Here is a 16389-nt window from a genome sequence, read left to right on the forward strand (position 1 = left end):
CAACGCGATCAGGCGACGGCCGTCGTCGCCGGTGCGCGACCACCGTGGATCCGCAACGAGTCCCAGGCGCAGTACTCGGACGCGATCAGCTCCGGCCTGCACGTCGTCGCGGACGCCGTCTCACGTGTCGAACGGTGATTCCGTGTCCTCTTCGCCGGGCTCCTCGATGTCGAATCCCACCCGGATCTGGATGCTGTGCGGCTCGGTCAGCTCGTCGAAGATCTCCAGCGCGCGGCGCCAGTTCTGGTGGCCTTCGACGTGATCACCGGTGGCGTAGCAGACCACGCCGAGGTGGTGGTGGGTGATCGCTTCACCGCGCCGGTCGTTGATCTCCTGGCGCAGGACGAGCGCCTGGCGCAGGTACTGTTCGGCCGCTTCGAACTCACGGGCGCGGTAATTGGCGCAGCCGAGGTTGTCGAGTGTGTTGCCCTCGGCGAAATTGTCGCCGATCTCCTGGGAGATCCGCAGCGCCTGGTTGTAGTAGCGGATCGCTTCCTCGTGCCGTTCCAGGTCTTCGCAGACGTCGCCGAGGTTGTCCAGCACCGCGCCTTCGCCGTAACGGTTGTCGATCTCGCGGCAGATCCGCAATGCCTTCTCGTAGCATTCGATCGCCTGTTCGGAGCGGCCCAGTTTGCGGTGGATGTCACCGAGGTTGCTCAGGGTGTTGCCCTCGCCGTACCGCTCGCCCAGTTCACGCCAGATCTGCAGGGCCTGGCGGTAGTACTCGACGGCGTCGTCCAGCCGTCGCAGGCCGCGGTAGGCACCGCCGAGATTGCGCAACGCGCTGCCTTCGCCGTAGCGGTCGCTGATCTCGCGGAACAGCTCCAGCGCGCGCTGGTAGCACTCGATCGACTCGTCGAAGTGCCGCAGTTTGCGCAGGGTGTTGCCGAGGTTGTCCAGTGTGCTGGCTTCGCCGTAGCGGTCGCCGATCTCGCGGCGGATCTGCAGCGCGCGCTGGAAGTACTCCGCGGCTTTGGTGAACCACCGCAGGTCGTAGTAGGCGATGCCGAGGCTGTTGAGCGTCCACGCCTCCGCGTACGGGTCGGCGAGTTTGCGGGCGGCCTGCAGCGCGATCTTGTGCACGCTGATCCAGTCCGCCCAGTGCTTGCGCAGGTTGAAGAAGCCCAGCAGCGCGGCCGGGAGCTTCCACGCGACCGCGTACTCCCCCGTCTGCTCGGCCTGCCTGGTCGCGGCGACCAGGTTGGCCCGTTCGGCTTTGAACCACGTCAGCGCCTCGTGGTACGTGCCGAAGGCCTCCGGCTGCTGCTCATCGGGCACCTGCGGCAGCGCCGCGCGACGGCGTTGCGGGGCCAGCAGCCGGGCGGCGGCGTCGGCGCTGTAGAGGTACCAGCTCAGCACCCGGCGTACGGCCTCGTCGCGGTCCTGTTCGGATTCGCTGTCCAGCGCGCACTCGGCCGCGTACATCCGCAGCAGGTCGTGCAGCCGGTACCGGTCGCGGCCGACCTCTTCCAGCATGTGCGCGCTCGCCAGGGTGTCCAGCAACTGCCGGGCTTTCGCGGGCGCCAGACCGGCGAGCGCGCCTGCCGCGGCGATGCTGACCTCCGGCCCCGGGTGCAGGCCCAGCAGCCGGAACAAGCGCGCGGCCTCCGGCTGCAATGCGTTGTAACTCCACGAGAACACTGTCCGGACCGCGGTCGCCTCGTCGCCGTTGGACAGCTGGTCGAGACGGTCGTGTTCGGCGGACAACCCGCGAACCATGTCCGCCAGCCGGAGGCTTTCGTGGACGGCACCGCGTTCGGCCACGATCCGCAACGCCAACGGCATGTAGCCGCAGAGCCTGGCCAGTTCGACGCAGGCATCCGGTTCCGCGGCCACTCTCGCCTCGCCGACGATCTCGGTGACCAGCGCGATCGCGTCCGGTTGCGGCAGCACGTCCAGGTTCACGCGGACGGCGCCGTCCCACGCGATCAGCCCCTCCAGGCGGTTGCGGCTGGTCACGACGACGAAACAGGTCGAATGGCCGGGTAACAGCCTGCGCACCTGCTCGGCGGTGCGGGCGTTGTCGAGCACGATCAGCACCCGCTGCCCGGCCACCACCGACCGGAACAGCCTGGTCTGCTCGTCCAGGTCGGCGGGGATGCGCTGGGCGTTGACCCCCAGCGCGCCAAGGAGCTTGCGCAACGCGTCGGCCTGGGACATCGGCCGCTGGTGCGGGTCGAAACCGCGCAGGTTCAGGTACAGCTGGCCGTCGGGGAACTGCGCGGCCACCTGGTGCGCCCAGTGCACGGCCAGCGCGGTCTTGCCGATCCCGGCGGGCCCGTCGACCACGGCGACACCGACCGCGTCGCGCAGCGAGTCCAGCCGCTCCAGCTCGGTGGTCCGGCCGCTGAAACCGGGCACGTCGTGCGGCAGTTCCCTCGGCGAATGCCACTCCACCTTGGCCGGGCGGACCGGCACGACCCGGCCGACGACCGTGCGCACCAACGGCTGCAGGCGGTCGATCAGGCGCTGGCGCGGCTGGCCCGGCGGCAGCGCCGGGTACTCGGCGGCGGGCAGCTCCTGCGGCCGGAAGTCCCAGTGCTCGCGCAGGCCCTCGCCGTCGTGCAGGGTCCCGGCCACCGCCGGGTCGGCCGGCATGCCGTAGCGGCGGATCTCCACGTCGACGTCGGCCATGGCCTGGCCGGGCTCGGACGTGGGCAGCACCAGGTCCTCGGGCAGCCGGATCCAGGCCGCGGTGGCCGACTCCTCCTTCACGCCGACGAAGACCTCGCGGTACGTGTCCGGCCGGATCGCCGGGTCGGGCTCGACGACCTGGCGGTAGAACCAGTCGGAGACCATCAGCGAGAACACGCCGCGGGACGCGGCCAGCACCGCCTTGAGCACGGGCGCGTCCAGCATGCGGCAGGTGAAGTTGACCGTGTGACCAGCGATTCCGTGGTCGTCGAAGTCGATTTTGCCGACGTGCACGGCCACCCTGAGCCGGATCTGCGCCTCGACCGCGTAGATCGCGTTGTTGCGGCGCAGCGCGGCGGCCAGCCGGTGCGGCAACTGGTCGACCAGGTTGGTGTGGGCGACGTCCGGCGGGACGAGGACGAGCACGCCGTCGCCCCGGTCCTGGCTGGTGTCGCAGTCCCGCCACGGGATCCCGGCTTCGTTGAACCCCTGTTCCAGCGACTCGTACAGGTTGCGGCGCACGGCCGACTGCTGCAGATCGGTCCGGCTGGAGAACCCCTCCACGTCGACCGCGACGATCGCGCGGTGCACACCGATTCGAGGCATGTCTGTCCCTCCCCTCAAGACAACCCCCGGGAAACACCGGCCCGGAAAGGGTCTACTACACAGTAACCCTTTGATCGACTGCACACCGAACTCCGGGTGGATCCGACAAGTGAGCAGACCGCGACCACGGATGTCAAGGGCACACGACACACAGCACGGCGGAATCCCTTCGCCCCACGGCGTTTCCCGTCCACACCGGACGATCCCGATCTGACCGTCCACTATGGAAGATCAGGCGATTGCCATACCCGGCAACACACCCACCGCGGACACCGCGTCGGCCGCGCGGTACGTGGCCAGCGCGAGGCTGTCCGCGTCAAGCGCCGTCCGGGGATTGGGGATCGCGAGCACGGTCATGCCCGCCGCGTGCGCCGAGCGGACACCCCAGCCGGAGTCCTCCACCGCGAGGCAGCGCTCCGGCGCGACGCCGAGCCGGGAGGCAGCCAGCAGATACGAATTGCCGCGGGTGGCGTCCTCTCCGGTCACCACGACCGCGAAGTACGGCGCGAGCCCGAACGCGCCCGTCACGGCGAGGACATACCGGCACGGCGCGGCCGACACGAGCCCGACGGGCCCGTGGCCCGCGGCGGCGGCCACGAGTTCGACGGCCCCGCGCAGCGGCCGGACCCTGCCGACAGCCACCGCCTCGACCATCCACGCCGTGCACGCGGTCACGGCCCGCTGCGGCGTCAGCCCCGGGCACCGGCCCGCCACGTACCGGCTCCACCTGGCGACGCCGTGGCCCTGGATGGCGGCCCAGTCACGAGCGGTCCACAGGTAACCGTGGCGCGCGGCGATCCAGCCGAACGCCTCGTTCCACGCCGCCGCGCTGTCCGCGAGCGTCTCGTCGAGGTCGAACACTGTCGGATATCCGCGCTCGGGTTCCACCGTACGATCTCCGCCTCTCCGGGGCCGCTGGTGATCATGATCGGCCGGTGCGGAGTTCACGGCTGGCTGTGCGCGGGAAGATCACTCGGCCGAGTGGCCGAAGTGTCCGGCCCTCGCATTCCGCCGGCCGGAACGCGGAAAACTCGGAAAGCCTTCCCACGGGTGCGACAATCGGGAAAGACGGGTGAACGCGACCATCGGATCCGACTTGTGGCATTGCTCTCGAAGTCGCTCCAGGATGGACGGGACATGGCGCCTGGGCCATCATGCTTCGAAGTGATACCGCTGTAGCCGACTGGGGGCGCTGATGCTGCGGGTGCATTTCACAACCGAAGACCTCACCAGGGTCCGCCTCCGGGCTGAGCCGCACCCGCTGTGGGAGGTGCTGCTGAGCCTGCACCTGCTGCAGACGCGGCACGGCGCCGCGGTGTTCGGGCCGTGGCGGCGCGGTGCGCGTGGCGCGTTGTGGCCGTCCGGGGACATGCTCACCACACTGGCGCCACCGAAGGGCTACTCACCGGATTTCCTCACGCCGGATGTGGACAGTTCCGATCTGGACGAGGGGCTGGAAGCGCTACTGGGCACGAGCAGCCGCACGCTGCGCACCGACATGAGCAGGCTCGCCGAGCAGACCAGGCTGCCGGGGTGGGCGGCCCGGCTGGCGTCCGGCGACGCGGAGATGATGCGCAAGCTGGCCGACCGGATCCGGCACTACCACGCCAAGGTGCTGCTGCCGCACACCCAGGTGGTCAAGTCCCACATCGCCGCCGAGTGGTCCCGCCGCGCCGAGGCGACCATGGCGCACGGCCTCGAGTACGTACTGTCCACTTTGCACCCGTCGATCCGGTGGACGGCCCCGGTGCTCGAAGTCGGCTACCCGGTCGAGCAGGACCTGCACCTGCGTGGCCGCGGTCTCGTGCTCGTGCCGTCGTTCTTCTGCTGGCAGACACCGATGACGCTCGTCGACACCGCGCTGCAGCCGGTGCTGGTGTACCCGGTGGACCCGGTCATCGGCTGGGCGTCGCCCGGCCGATCCGGCGCGTCGCCGACCCAGGAGACCCTGGTGGCGTTGCTCGGCCGGACCAGGGCCACGGTGTTGCAGACGATCGCGGACCGGCCCGGCCTGAACACGACCGAACTGGCCCGCGCGAGCGGCACGACACCGTCCGGCGCGTCACAGCACGCGGCGGTGCTGCGGGACGCGGGACTGGTGATCACCCAGCGGCGCAACGGATCTGCCGTGCACTCGCTGTCCGGGCGAGGGGCCGTGCTGCTTGACCGTCCGGCTCTCCGGCATGGCCGTGGAGAGCCGGACGGCAGCGTCGATCAGGCCGAGTAGCCCTTCGGCGGGATCAACGTCGCCAGCTGGTTGAACGAAATCCAGTACTGCTGGTATCCGCCGAAGTTCGCCGGGTCGGCGATCTTCACACTGGAGTTCGAGCTGTCATATCCGATGACCGTGAAGTAGTGCCACACGGTGTAATTCGGGTAACCGGGCGGGTGATTGTTCGCGGGTGCGACGATATTGGCGACAATGGCCCATCCCCGGTCGATGTCGTAGACGACATCGCGCCACAACAAGTCACGCTGGGCTTGCGTCGGCGGGTCGTTGGGCATTTCCTTCGTCTCGTAGTAGGTGGTGCCCAGCCGGTTGTTGAGCACCCGGGTGACCTGGCCGATCCAGTCCGTGCCGTTGGTGGTGGTCGGCAACTGGTTGGCCAGCTGCTGCTGGCTGGGCAGGTTCCCGGTCTTCGCCGAGAGGGCGATCCGCGTCGCGGCCGGCCCGCACCAGTAGCCGGTCTGCTGGACCTGGTACTGGATGTTGAGCACCCTCGCGGCCTGGACGCCGTACACCTTCGCGGGCGGGGGCATGGCCCGCACCCACGCCGGAGCCGGTGCGACGTCCGTGGCGAGGATGCCGTTGCCGTTGTCGGAACTCGCCGCTGCCGCCACGGGCGTGCAGGCCAAGCCTGTGGCGGTCGCGACGGCCAAGAGCAGGGTCGTGAGTCTCATTCGCCGATTCCTTCTTTGGCAGGGAATGAAAACGGCGGCGCCAACCTGATACTCAGGCTGACGGTTGGTTATTAACATGACAAGGCGTTTCAGCTAGGGCTGAATCCACCTGGTGGGACGCTGAAACCGCTCCCAGACGGTGTTACGGATCGATCTCCCGGCTCCGCGCACCCGGCAACTCAACTGAAGTGGTAGTCGCCGCCCTGCGGGACCTCGGGTGGCGGAGTCCGCCGGAAGTGCGCGTTGGCCGCGGGCAGGAAGGACAGCGCGAAGCCCGCGACCACTGCGGCGACGAAGACGAGGCCGAGCACCGCGTTGACCGTGTCCAGCGTCTGCGGGCGTCTGTCGTCGAAGACGTCGAGCGCCTGGATCACCGCGAGGAGGCTGAGGAAAACGCCGATCACGCACAACGTGATCCGCGCCCACTGCCTGCCGTACTCGAACTGCCGGACCAGCGCCGCGTACGCGGGCAGCAGGCAGAGGACCAAGCTGGCCACCAGAGCGGCGGCGATCGCGTTCGTGCCCGTGGCCCACTGGATCCAGCTGCGGCCGTGACTGGGCAGGCTGTCGATGAACGTTCCCGCGACGATCACGGTCATCGCCGCGATCGCGGCCAGCCACGCCCAACCCGCGATGATCGTCGCCTTGACTCGTGCCGCACGCGCGTTGTGCAAGCGGAAGTACGCGCGTGCGGGAGTCGTGAACGACAGGATCGCGGCGATGACCGCGCAGAGCGTTCGAGCGACCTCGACGAGGACCAAGACCGCGGGAGCCTCCGACTCGCCGGCGACCAGCACTGTCACGCCGATGATCAGCGTCCACACGTAGTAGACGGCCATACCTGTCAGCGCGACCCGCGCCACCGGCTTGCCGCGGCCGAAGTGCGTGATGGTCACTATCGCGAGGACGATCATGATCGCGGCGTTGGCGAGCACCCGCGGCATATCGTCCCAGCGGAGTTTGTCGGCCACCGTCATGAAGGTGACGAACGCGATGAGCGCCGTCAGCCCGGCGGCCAGCCACCAGAGGGCGACAGCGACCCGAACCGGTCCCACCTGCCGCCCGTCACGCATCATCGCGTCCGTCATGCCCGCACGGTAAGGCTGGTTTCCGGGAGGGGTCCCGGTCGACCGGCGTGGTCCATATTGTCCATTTCAGCCGCGTGAATCCACTTACCCGCACAGGAACTGAACAATTCGGGCACGCCACCACGACTTTAGTTAGGAAACTTTCCTAACAGCATTGACCGCGGTTCCGGACTCGTGTCACGCTCACTGGCACTCGCCGCCACTGAGTTGACCCACGCAGTTGTGAGACTCGAGCGAGGAGAAGATGCGCAAATCCCTGCGAACGCTGGGTTTGACCGCCACGCTGGTCGGTGCGCTGCTCGGCGGGATGCTCGTCGCGGCACCGGCTTCCGCCCAGCGGGCCGCCGCCGCGGGCACGTCGTACGTACCCGGCACACTGCGCCCGTCCGCGTCCCAGGCGACCCAGGACGCCGCGGTGCTGAAGTACTGGAACTTCTGGAAAGCCAACTTCCTGAGCACCAAATGAGGGTCGGGCACCTACGCGGTGCTGTCCAGGGACGCCGACCACGCGTACGTCGCCGAAGGCCAGGGCTACGGGATGACCGTCGCAGCCATGATGGCGGGCAAGGACACCCAGGCCAAGAAGATCTTCGACGGCATTCTCAAGTTCGTCAAAGCCCACCCGTCGGTGAACAACAAGGACCTGCACGCGGCCGAGCAGGACGCCAACTGCAAGAGCGTCAACGGAAGCGACTCCGCGACCGACGGCGACCTGGAGATCGCGTACGGCCTGCTGATCGCCGACAAGGTGTGGGGCAGTGCCGGTTCGGTGAACTACCTGTCCGAGGCCAGGCGCGTGATCAACGCGATCAAGGCGTCGGAAGTCAACTCCAGCACCAAGTTCCCGCTGCTCGGCGACTGGGGCAACGACGGCAAGTACAAGACCGCCTCGCGGTCGTCGGACTGGATGCCCGGCCACTTCCGCGCGTTCGAGAAGGCCACCGGCGACTCGACGTGGGGTCAGATCCGCACGAAGGCGGAGAACGCCGTCAGCCAGCTGCAGTCGCAGTACGCCTCGAAAACCGGCCTGCTGCCGGACTTCGTCGTGAACACCGGCAGCACGCCGAAGCCCGCGGGTGCGAACTTCCTCGAGGGCAAGTACGACGGCGCGTACAGCTGGAACGCGTGCCGTGACCCGTGGCGCCTCGGCGCCGACGCCATCACTGTCCAGGGCAGCGCGGCGCTCAACCAGGTCCGCAAGATGAACACCTGGATCAAGTCGGCCACCGGCAGCGACCCCGCGAAGATCAACACGGGGTACACGCTGGCAGGCACCAAGACCGAGAGCGGCGAGCACCCGTGCTTCACGGCACCGTTCGCCGTGGCCGCGATGACCGACCCCGGCAGCCAGGAATGGCTGGACAAGCTCTTCACCCAGATCAACAACTTCGGCCCGGACTCGTCGGACTACTACGGCACCGGCATCACGCTCCAGGTCCTGTTGATCCTCTCCGGCAACTTCGTCGCACCCTGAAACAACTCCACCCCGCAAGGAGATTCCCTGTGAAGATGACCCGTACGCTCGCCGCGGTCTGCACCGCGTGCCTGCTCATGCCCGCCGCGGGCGTGTCCGCCCAGGCGAGCATGCCGGACACGCAGCAGCGGTCGGCGGCGGTCGCGGCGGTCGGGCTGGACGACCCCGCGAAGAAGGAGATCGCGATGAAGATCGTGTCCAGTGCGGAGAACTCCTCACTGGACTGGCGCGCGCAGTTCAAGTACATCGAGGACATCGACGACGGCCGCGGCTACACCGCGGGCATCATCGGGTTCTGCTCCGGCACACACGACATGCTGGAGCTGGTGCAGGAGTACACCAAACGCAAGCCCGGCAACGTCCTCGCCAAGTACCTGCCCGCACTGGAACGGGTCGACGGCTCCGACTCACACGAAGGCCTCGACCCCAACTACACCAAGGACTGGAAGACCGCCGCGAAGGACAAGGTCTTCCAGGACACCCAGGAGTCCGAACGTGACCGCGTGTACTTCAACCCGGCGGTGAACCGCGCCAAGCAGGACGGGCTGCGCACCCTCGGCCAGTTCGCCTACTACGACGCCATCGTGATGCACGGTGACGGCGGCGACGCGACGAGCTTCAGCAGCATCCGCAAGCGCGCACTGGCCAAGGCCAAACCACCGGCGCAGGGCGGCGACGAGACCGCGTACCTCAACGCGTTCCTCGATGCCCGCGTGTGGGCGATGAAGCAGGAAGAGGCACACTCCGACACCAGCAGGGTCGACACCGCACAGCGGGTGTTCCTGAAGAACAAGAACTTCGACCTCAACACCCCGCTGTCGTGGAAGGTCTACGGCGACTCGTTCTCCATCAAGTAAGGCACGGAGCACAGTGAAACGGGCCGGTCCTCGAAGGGGACCGGCCCGTTCCGTGCGATCAGGTCGAGGCCCGCAGGTCACCCACGACGCCACCAACCCTGACAGCCACGAAACCGGAAGCCGAAAAACCAAGAAACCCAAGAGCGGCGCCGCTTTCACACAGGGTGGGGGCGCCCATACGCTTGTGGGCGGGGAGCCCCACAGCCAAACGAAAGCGCATTGCCATGGAGATCGGGCGGGGCTCCACCTGTACGGCTCTCCTCGGGCGCCCCAGGGCCCCTATGTCAAATCGGCGCCGCCCCAACCCGAAAGACTCAAAGAGACGAAAAAGACAAGTTATCCCTCATAGACGCGACCGCCAGGATCGATGGTGATGTGAGGCCGCCCAGTAACCGGATGCGGAGCCACAGCAGCGGCAACCCCGTAAACATCAGCGAGTACAGCCGGATCCAGCACATACCCGGGAGGACCTGAACGGCTCTGCCTGCCGTGGTGCAGCACGTGAATCTCGTCGCAGTAGTGCGCGGCCAAATTCAAGTCGTGCAAGGCGATCACAGCAGTGATACCCAATGCACGCGGCAGGGCCAGTACGTCGAACTGGTGGCGCAGATCGAGGTGGTTGGTCGGCTCGTCCATCACGAGCACGCGGGGCTGCTGCGCGATGGCACGAGCGATCAGCACACGCTGGCGTTCCCCGCCGGAGAGGAACGCGAACCGCCGCGCGGCCAGGTCCGCGGCGCCGACAGCGGCCAGCGCGTCGGCCACGGCGGTCCTGTCGCGGGCGTCGTCGGCCTCGAATGGCTTTTTGTAGCAGGCGCGTCCCATCATCACCACGTCGTCGACTGTGAGGTCGAAGTCGCCGGTGGTGTCCTGAAGGACCGCGGCGAGGACGCTCGCCCGGTCACGCGGCTTGGTCTTCGCGACGTCACGACCGTCGACGCGTACCGAACCGGTGGCAGGGGTGAGGATGCCGATCACCGCACGGAGCAAAGTGGACTTTCCCGACCCGTTGGGACCCACGACCCCCACCACGGCACCGGGTTCGACGGTGAACGACACGTCGTGGACGACCCGCTTGCCGCCCAGGTCGACCCCGACGTGCTCGACTTCGACGCGTGCTGTCATGCCGCCGCTCCCCTGCGTGCCTGACGGCGAACCAGCCACAGGAAGAACGGGCCGCCGCACAGGGCCGTGAACACTCCGACCGGGATTTCCTGCGGCGAGGCAACGGTTCGCGCGACGATGTCCGCGAGGACGAGGAACGACGCCCCGGCCAGTGCCGCCGCGGGCAACGCCTTCCGGTGATCGCTGCCGACGACCAGCCGCACCCCGTGCGGCAGGATCAGGCCGACGAACCCGATCGGCCCGCTGACCGCGACGAGAAGACCGGTCAGCACCGACGTGAGCACGAACATCCACGCCCGGAACCGGCTCACGTCCAGGCCCATCGCGACCGCGGCGTCCTCGCCCGCGTAAAGCAGGTTCAAGGCACGGGCGCGCGCCATCAACAGGACAAGCCCGACGCACACCGCCGTCAACGGCAACCACATCGACGCCCAGGTGGAGCCGCCGAGCCCACCGAGCAACCACGTCAGCACCTGACGGGCGTGCTGGGCGTTGTCGGCCAGCAACAACATCAGGCTGGTCAGCGCGGACAGGACGTACGCCACAGCCACACCGGCCAGGACAAGCCCGATGGTGGTGATGCGCCCACCGGCACGTGCCGCGAAGTAGACCACCAGCAGCGCGGCCAACGCCCCGGCGAAGGCGGCGATCGACGTCGTCGCCACCCCGAACACCATGGCACCGGACAGAATCGCGGCCACGGCACCCACTGAAGCACCCGACGAGACACCGAGCAGGTACGGATCGGCGAGCGGGTTGCGCACCAGTGCCTGCAGAACCATCCCGACCGTCGCCAGCCCGGCGCCCACCACCGCTCCGACGACCACCCGGGGGCCGCGGGTCGTGGCGATCAGGGCGTCGACGTACTCCGGGCCGGTCGGGGCGACGAGATCGGGCACGATCCGGTGCAGCACAGCGGTGACGACGTCCAGCGGGGCCACGGCGACCGACCCGATCGCGATCCCGGCGACCATCGACAGCACGAGCAACAGCGTGAGCACGATCAGGACGCCCGGGTACCGTGTGCGGGTCACACGGGCCTCCTGATCCGCGCGGCCGTCGAATCGATCAGCGGGCAGTCGCCGCACGGCCGTGGATCGTTGCTGCGGTAGTACAGGCAGCAGCTCCTGCGGGTCGTCTTCCCGTCGAGGCCGCCGTTCAGCCGATGCCGCAACGGATCCACCTCGAGCGCGGAGGAAACCAGCGCGCGGGCACGAGCGAGCGGGCCGGTTTCCGTGATGCCGCTCAATGTCCGCGCCGCCGACGTGGCGGCGTTTCCCCACAGCAGCCCCTCCGCGATCGACGTGTGGGCGCGCAGTGCGCGGTGCAACACTTCGAGTTGCTCGACGACCAGGCGAACGATGTCGTCCACGGGTATGCCGGCCGGTCGCCAGGCCCGCGGTCGCGGGGCTGCGAGATGCCACATGTCGCGGTCCGCTCCCACGGCGAACCCGGCCGGATCCACCACGATGCGGTGGTAACTCCACGTTCCCACCAGGATGGCGAGTAGCCGGCCCGCCAGCTCGTACTGGACCCAGGAGGCGGCCACCCGCTGCTCGTTCGTGCCCAATGACGCACCCGCCGCCGCCAGCCGGACCTCGATCGCCTCACGGTCGGCGCACTCCGCGCCGAGCGGCGTGCCGTCCGGCCGGGAATCCGGCTGGATCACGAACCCACGGCCCAGGGTGCTGACGTGCGCGAGCGCCCGCGCGACCTCCTCATGGCCGGGCACCGGGGCCGTCATCGCATCCGGTCCGGGTGCAGCTGGGCCGCCAGGTTTTCCACCGCGTACGGCGCGCGCACGCCCAGCACGGTGTCCTGCAGCGTCAGCCGGGCGAACCGGCGGTTGCTGATCGCGGGCACACCCGCCAGCTCCGGCTTGCTCAGCAGCAGTTCGATCTTCTTGTCCTGCGCCGGCGTGCCGAAGTAGTCGTAGATCACGATCACGTCCGGCGCGCGCTGCAGCACCTGTTCCCAGGAGACGTCGGCCCAGTCCTTCTGGACGTCGGCGAACACGTTGCGGCCGCCGGCCAGCTTGATGATCTCGTTGCCGATTCCCGTTCCCGCCGCGGTGTACGCCGTGGCTTCGCCGCTGTCGTAGACGAAGACCTTCAACGGTTCGGCGCCGCCGACTCGTTGTGTCGCCCTGGTGATGCTCGCCCGCATGTCCGCGATCAGCGCGTCGGCGCGGTCGGGGACCTGGAAGATCCTGCCGACCGTGCGGAGTTCCTCGTAGACGTCGTCCATGGTGACCGGGCGGTCGAGGCATTCCTCACGGCTGAGGTAGGTCTTGATGCCCGCACCCGCGAAAGCGTCCCGCGAGCGGCCGGACTTGTCCTCGAACGCGCTGTCGTAACCGCCGTAGACCAGGTCTGGTGTCTTGGCGAGCACCTGCTCGAACGAGGCGTCCTTGTCCGAGATCCTCGGGACCGACTGGTAGTCGTTGGCGTACTTGGGCAACGGGTCGTTGTCCGGGTACGCCATGCCGATGAGTTTGTCGCGCAGGCCCAACGCGAGCATGATCTCGGTCGGGTGCTGGTAGTAACCGACGACCCTTTGCGGCACGCGGTCGAACGCGATCTGTTTGCCGCAGTTCTCGACCGTCACCGCCGACTGCGGGGCCTCGGGCTGCCGGCTCGTGCACCCCGCCGAGAACAGCAACACGACCAGGGCCAGTGCCCGCACACGCATGGTCACCACTCCGTCCGGGATGTCCGCGTCCCAGCTGGGGCCATCCGTTCAGGGCAGTTCCTGACTCCCAGGCCGTGGCCTGGTCACAGTGGCGGGACCGCGCCGGAATCGCACCGGCTTCCTGGTTGCCTGAACGGAACCGGTCCGTGCGGCCCGGCGAGCCCACCCTACCCGAGGCGTGGCGGATCTGTGGACGGCCGAACGGTCCTAGAATGTGACGTGTGACCGCACTGTCCACACGCGAGAAGCTGCTCGCCGCCGCGCGTGCGGAGTTCGCCGCGCACGGCATCGCGGGCGCGCGCGTGGAACGCATCGCCAAGCAGGCCGGTGTCAACAAGGAGCGGCTCTACGGCAACTTCGGCAGCAAGGAGAAGCTGTTCGAGGCGGTGGTGAGCCAGGCGCTCGCCGAGCACACCGATGCCGTCGGCCAGCCGACCGGTGACCTGCTGGAGTACGTCGGCAAGCTGTTCGACTTCCACCGGGACAACCCCCAGGTGCTGCGGCTGATGCTGTGGGAGGCGCTGCACTACGGCGACGGCGAGTTGCCCGACGAGCAGACCAGGGCCGGGCACTACGCGGACAAGGTCGAGACGCTCGCCACGACGCTCGGGACCGAGCCGGGCACGAGGGCGGCGGTGACGATGTTGTTCCTGATCGGCCTGGCCGCGTGGCCGTCGGCTGTGCCGCAGCTCACCCGGACCGTGCTGCCCGGCTCAGCCGATCTGACGCAGGTGCGTGCCCAGGTCGTCGATCTGGCGCGCCGGATGTTGCGCCCCGAATAGGCCCCGGCCGGATGCGACGAAGGCCGCGTTGGTCGCCGAGGTCAGGCTGCGCCCAGCACCAGTGAGACGTTGTGGCCGCCGAAGCCGAACGAGTTCGCCAGCGCGGTCGTCCACCGGCCGTGCCGCGCGGTCGCGGTCACGACGTCGAGGTCGATCTCCGGGTCGAGTGTGTCCAGATTGCGGGTCGGCGGGACTTTCCCGTCCCGCAACGCCAGGATCGCCGCGACGGCACCGAGTGCGCCGGACGCGCCGAGCAGGTGGCCGGTCATGGATTTCGTCGCGGTGACAACGGGATGAACGCCGACGGCTTTGGCGATCGCTTGTGCCTCGGCGAGATCTCCTTGCGGTGTGGACGTCGCGTGCGCGTGGACGTGGCCGATGTCGCCGGGTTCGGCGCCGGAGTCCCGCAGTGCCTTGGTGATCGCGCGGATCTGGCCGTGCGTGTCCGAGGCGGTGATGTGCACGGCGCTGGAGCTGATCCCCGCGCCCAGTACAGCGCCGTGTGCCTTGGCCGCACGGGCTTCGGCGTGGCCCGCGCGTTCGAGCACCACCATCGCGGCGCCTTCGCCGAGGACGAACCCGTTGCGCGCCACGTCGAACGGGCGGCATGCGCGGTCCGGTTCGCCGTCGTCGGCCGACAGCGCGCGCATCTGGGCGAAGCTGGTCAACGGCAACGGGTGCAGGCACGCCTCGGTACCGCCCGCGACCACGACGTCCGCCCGGCCGGCCCTGATCAGGTCGAGTCCGGCCGCGATCGCCTCGGCACCGGACGCGCACGCGCTGACCGGCGTGTGCGCCCCGGCCTGCGCGTTGAGCTGCATGCTGACCCAGGCCGCGGGCCCGTTGGGCATCAGCATCGGCACGGTGTTGGGGAAACCTTCCGCGGCCCAAGGGTTTCCAGTACGTGGTTCTGCCCGAGCGTGGACAGCACGCCGCCGACGCCGGTGCCGATGACGACGGCGAGCCGGTCGGGGTCGACCTCGGGGCTGCCCGCGTCCGCCCATGCCTGCCGCGCGGTCACGATCGCGAGTTGTTCACCGCGGTCGAGACGGCGTGCGAAGGCACGCGGCAGGGCGTCCGCCGGGTCGCTGGTCAGGCGTGCGGCCATCCGCACGGGCAGGTCGCGCGCCCACGGCTCGGTCAGCGACTGGATCCCGTTGGCTCCGGCCAGCATGGCCGACCAGGTGGTGCCGACGTCGCCGCCGAGCGGTGTCATGGCGCCGAGGCCCGTCGCCCACACGTCTGTCCGCATGGCCGCACGCTATCCAACCAACCAGTTGGTTGGCAACCGGGGTCAGTCCCCGGCGACGGGTTCCAGCAGGAAGACCCGGATCTCCCGGTGCTCGGCGCGCTGGGCGTACTTGTCGTAGGCGGGCCAGTAGGCGGCCACGGCGTCCCACGTCTCCCGCCGCTCGGCGCCGGTCAGCAGCCTGCCGCGCACGGTCACCTGCCTGCCACTCACTGTGGCCAGGGCGCTCGGCTCGGCCAGCAGGTTCGACGACCAGCCCGGGTGCCGCTCGCCACCCCAGTTCGAGCCGATCACCACGTAACCGCCGTCGCGCTCGATGTAGAGCAACGGCACCTGGCGCGTCTGGCCGCTGGTCCGGCCGACCGTGGTCAGCAGCAGGGTGCGCAGGCCGAACATGGACCCGAGGCCGAACTTGCTGCCTGTGACGCGCATCATCCAGCGGTCGAGCGGGGCGACCAGCCGCCCGGCCGCCGCGTACGCTCTTGTCGATCCGACCTTGGCGAACACTCGCCGCAACTCGGGCATGAGAACTCCACTTTGGACAATCGGGGGCCGGTGCGCGGCCAACGGTAGTCGGCGCGATGACCTCGGACGTAATCGACCGGGGGCAGCGGGCTGGACATGCTTGTGCCATGAGCGAATACCAGACCACCGCACAGCGGTACATCGACAGCTGGAACGAGACCGACCCGGCCAAGCGCAGGCTGATCGTGGAAGAGGTGTACACACCGGACGCCACCTACACCGACCCGCTCGGCTCGGCCACCGGGCACGAGGCGATCGACCAGATGCTCGCGGCCGTGCAGAAGCAGTTCGCCGGTATGGCCTTCCGGCTCGGCGACGTCGACGGCCACCACGACATCGCCCGGTTCACGTGGGAACTCGGCGACGAGGCGGTCGTGGTCGGCTTCGACGTGATCGTGCTCGCCGGCGGGCGGATCAGGCACGTCCACGGCTTCCTCGACAAGGTGCCGGGCTAGGT

General features: G+C 68.7%; 15 protein-coding genes, 1 pseudogene and 1 riboswitch. Of the genes and pseudogenes, 6 read left to right on the forward strand and 10 right to left on the reverse strand.

Features of this window, described 5'->3' with window-relative positions; all coding sequences use genetic code 11:
- Positions 1 to 120: 120 nt before the first annotated feature.
- Positions 121 to 3240 carry an ATP-binding protein gene (locus AOZ06_RS37650; RefSeq protein ID WP_054293737.1) on the reverse strand — a complete coding sequence of 1040 codons (3120 nt, stop codon included), beginning with the start codon at positions 3238 to 3240 and terminating at the stop codon, positions 121 to 123.
- Between the two features lie 231 nt (positions 3241 to 3471).
- Positions 3472 to 4128, reverse strand: a complete 657-nt coding sequence (locus AOZ06_RS37655; protein WP_054293738.1) for an HAD family hydrolase — start codon at positions 4126 to 4128, stop codon at positions 3472 to 3474.
- Positions 4129 to 4435: 307 nt separating this feature from the next.
- Here AOZ06_RS37655 and AOZ06_RS37660 point away from each other — a divergent pair, with 307 nt between their 5' ends.
- Complete coding sequence (locus AOZ06_RS37660) at positions 4436 to 5467, forward strand: ArsR/SmtB family transcription factor (protein ID WP_054293739.1); 1032 nt, start codon at positions 4436 to 4438, stop codon at positions 5465 to 5467.
- On the opposite strand, the gene AOZ06_RS37665 is transcribed toward AOZ06_RS37660, so the two are convergent.
- Positions 5455 to 6141: a C39 family peptidase gene (locus AOZ06_RS37665; protein WP_054293740.1), complete on the reverse strand. Its 687-nt coding sequence runs from the start codon at positions 6139 to 6141 to the stop codon at positions 5455 to 5457. The two genes, AOZ06_RS37660 and AOZ06_RS37665, sit on opposite strands and share 13 nt — an antisense overlap.
- Positions 6142 to 6320: 179 nt before the next feature.
- Complete coding sequence (locus tag AOZ06_RS37670) at positions 6321 to 7229, reverse strand: hypothetical protein (protein WP_054293741.1); 909 nt, start codon at positions 7227 to 7229, stop codon at positions 6321 to 6323.
- A gap of 244 nt (positions 7230 to 7473) precedes the next feature.
- On the opposite strand from AOZ06_RS37670, the gene AOZ06_RS60645 reads away from it, so the two are divergent.
- From AOZ06_RS60645 to AOZ06_RS37680, 3 genes are read left to right on the forward strand one after another with little or no spacing between them, the layout of a single operon-like run.
- The gene (locus AOZ06_RS60645; protein WP_225952995.1) at positions 7474 to 7695 is read left to right on the forward strand and encodes a hypothetical protein; all 222 of its coding nucleotides are present in this window, start codon (positions 7474 to 7476) and stop codon (positions 7693 to 7695) included.
- A gap of 18 nt (positions 7696 to 7713) precedes the next feature.
- Positions 7714 to 8703: a family 8 glycosyl hydrolase gene (locus AOZ06_RS37675; RefSeq protein WP_236951872.1), complete on the forward strand. Its 990-nt coding sequence runs from the start codon at positions 7714 to 7716 to the stop codon at positions 8701 to 8703.
- 35 nt (positions 8704 to 8738) lie between these two features.
- On the forward strand, positions 8739 to 9560 hold the full coding sequence (locus tag AOZ06_RS37680; protein ID WP_083472822.1) for a chitosanase: 822 nt from the start codon (positions 8739 to 8741) through the stop codon (positions 9558 to 9560).
- A gap of 336 nt (positions 9561 to 9896) precedes the next feature.
- Here AOZ06_RS37680 and AOZ06_RS37685 read toward each other — a convergent pair whose 3' ends face one another.
- The 4 genes from AOZ06_RS37685 to AOZ06_RS37700 are packed head-to-tail and all read right to left on the reverse strand — an operon-like array spanning position 9897 to position 13376.
- Positions 9897 to 10685, reverse strand: a complete 789-nt coding sequence (locus AOZ06_RS37685) for an ABC transporter ATP-binding protein (protein ID WP_054293742.1) — start codon at positions 10683 to 10685, stop codon at positions 9897 to 9899.
- Positions 10682 to 11719 (reverse strand): FecCD family ABC transporter permease, encoded by a 1038-nt coding sequence (locus AOZ06_RS37690; RefSeq protein WP_054293743.1) that lies wholly within the window; start codon positions 11717 to 11719, stop codon positions 10682 to 10684. The genes AOZ06_RS37685 and AOZ06_RS37690 overlap by 4 nt, the downstream gene beginning before the upstream one ends.
- Positions 11716 to 12429: a (2Fe-2S)-binding protein gene (locus tag AOZ06_RS37695; protein WP_054293744.1), complete on the reverse strand. Its 714-nt coding sequence runs from the start codon at positions 12427 to 12429 to the stop codon at positions 11716 to 11718. Before AOZ06_RS37695 ends, AOZ06_RS37690 begins: the two co-directional genes overlap by 4 nt.
- On the reverse strand, positions 12426 to 13376 hold the full coding sequence (locus tag AOZ06_RS37700) for an ABC transporter substrate-binding protein (protein ID WP_054297213.1): 951 nt from the start codon (positions 13374 to 13376) through the stop codon (positions 12426 to 12428). Before AOZ06_RS37700 ends, AOZ06_RS37695 begins: the two co-directional genes overlap by 4 nt.
- 34 nt (positions 13377 to 13410) lie before the next feature.
- A riboswitch (cobalamin riboswitch) is annotated at positions 13411 to 13524 on the reverse strand.
- A 73-nt stretch (positions 13525 to 13597) separates the two neighbouring features.
- Here AOZ06_RS37700 and AOZ06_RS37705 point away from each other — a divergent pair.
- Positions 13598 to 14158 (forward strand): TetR family transcriptional regulator, encoded by a 561-nt coding sequence (locus tag AOZ06_RS37705; protein ID WP_054293745.1) that lies wholly within the window; start codon positions 13598 to 13600, stop codon positions 14156 to 14158.
- A gap of 41 nt (positions 14159 to 14199) precedes the next feature.
- Here the strand turns inward: AOZ06_RS37705 and AOZ06_RS37710 are convergent.
- A pseudogene (locus AOZ06_RS37710) lies at positions 14200 to 15410 on the reverse strand (beta-ketoacyl-[acyl-carrier-protein] synthase family protein).
- 42 nt (positions 15411 to 15452) lie between these two features.
- Positions 15453 to 15932: a nitroreductase family deazaflavin-dependent oxidoreductase gene (locus tag AOZ06_RS37715; RefSeq protein WP_157233467.1), complete on the reverse strand. Its 480-nt coding sequence runs from the start codon at positions 15930 to 15932 to the stop codon at positions 15453 to 15455.
- 107 nt (positions 15933 to 16039) lie between these two features.
- Here AOZ06_RS37715 and AOZ06_RS37720 point away from each other — a divergent pair, with 107 nt between their 5' ends.
- A complete protein-coding gene (locus tag AOZ06_RS37720; protein ID WP_054293746.1) occupies positions 16040 to 16387 on the forward strand; it encodes a nuclear transport factor 2 family protein in 348 nt (115 codons plus the stop codon).
- The last annotated feature ends 2 nt before the right edge of the window (positions 16388 to 16389 follow it).

The organism is Kibdelosporangium phytohabitans, assembly GCF_001302585.1.
Taxonomy (GTDB): Bacteria; Actinomycetota; Actinomycetes; order Mycobacteriales; family Pseudonocardiaceae; genus Kibdelosporangium; species Kibdelosporangium phytohabitans.

Coding starts and splice junctions, on each gene's coding strand:
- AOZ06_RS37650 (WP_054293737.1), bottom strand. CDS start 3,240: ATGCCTCGAATCGGTGTGCACCGCGCGATCGTCGCGGTCGACGTGGAG.
- AOZ06_RS37660 (WP_054293739.1), top strand. CDS start 4,436: ATGCTGCGGGTGCATTTCACAACCGAAGACCTCACCAGGGTCCGCCTC.
- AOZ06_RS37665 (WP_054293740.1), bottom strand. CDS start 6,141: ATGAGACTCACGACCCTGCTCTTGGCCGTCGCGACCGCCACAGGCTTG.
- AOZ06_RS37670 (WP_054293741.1), bottom strand. CDS start 7,229: ATGACGGACGCGATGATGCGTGACGGGCGGCAGGTGGGACCGGTTCGG.
- AOZ06_RS60645 (WP_225952995.1), top strand. CDS start 7,474: ATGCGCAAATCCCTGCGAACGCTGGGTTTGACCGCCACGCTGGTCGGT.
- AOZ06_RS37680 (WP_083472822.1), top strand. CDS start 8,739: ATGACCCGTACGCTCGCCGCGGTCTGCACCGCGTGCCTGCTCATGCCC.
- AOZ06_RS37685 (WP_054293742.1), bottom strand. CDS start 10,685: ATGACAGCACGCGTCGAAGTCGAGCACGTCGGGGTCGACCTGGGCGGC.
- AOZ06_RS37695 (WP_054293744.1), bottom strand. CDS start 12,429: ATGACGGCCCCGGTGCCCGGCCATGAGGAGGTCGCGCGGGCGCTCGCG.
- AOZ06_RS37700 (WP_054297213.1), bottom strand. CDS start 13,376: ATGCGTGTGCGGGCACTGGCCCTGGTCGTGTTGCTGTTCTCGGCGGGG.
- AOZ06_RS37715 (WP_157233467.1), bottom strand. CDS start 15,932: ATGCCCGAGTTGCGGCGAGTGTTCGCCAAGGTCGGATCGACAAGAGCG.
- AOZ06_RS37720 (WP_054293746.1), top strand. CDS start 16,040: ATGAGCGAATACCAGACCACCGCACAGCGGTACATCGACAGCTGGAAC.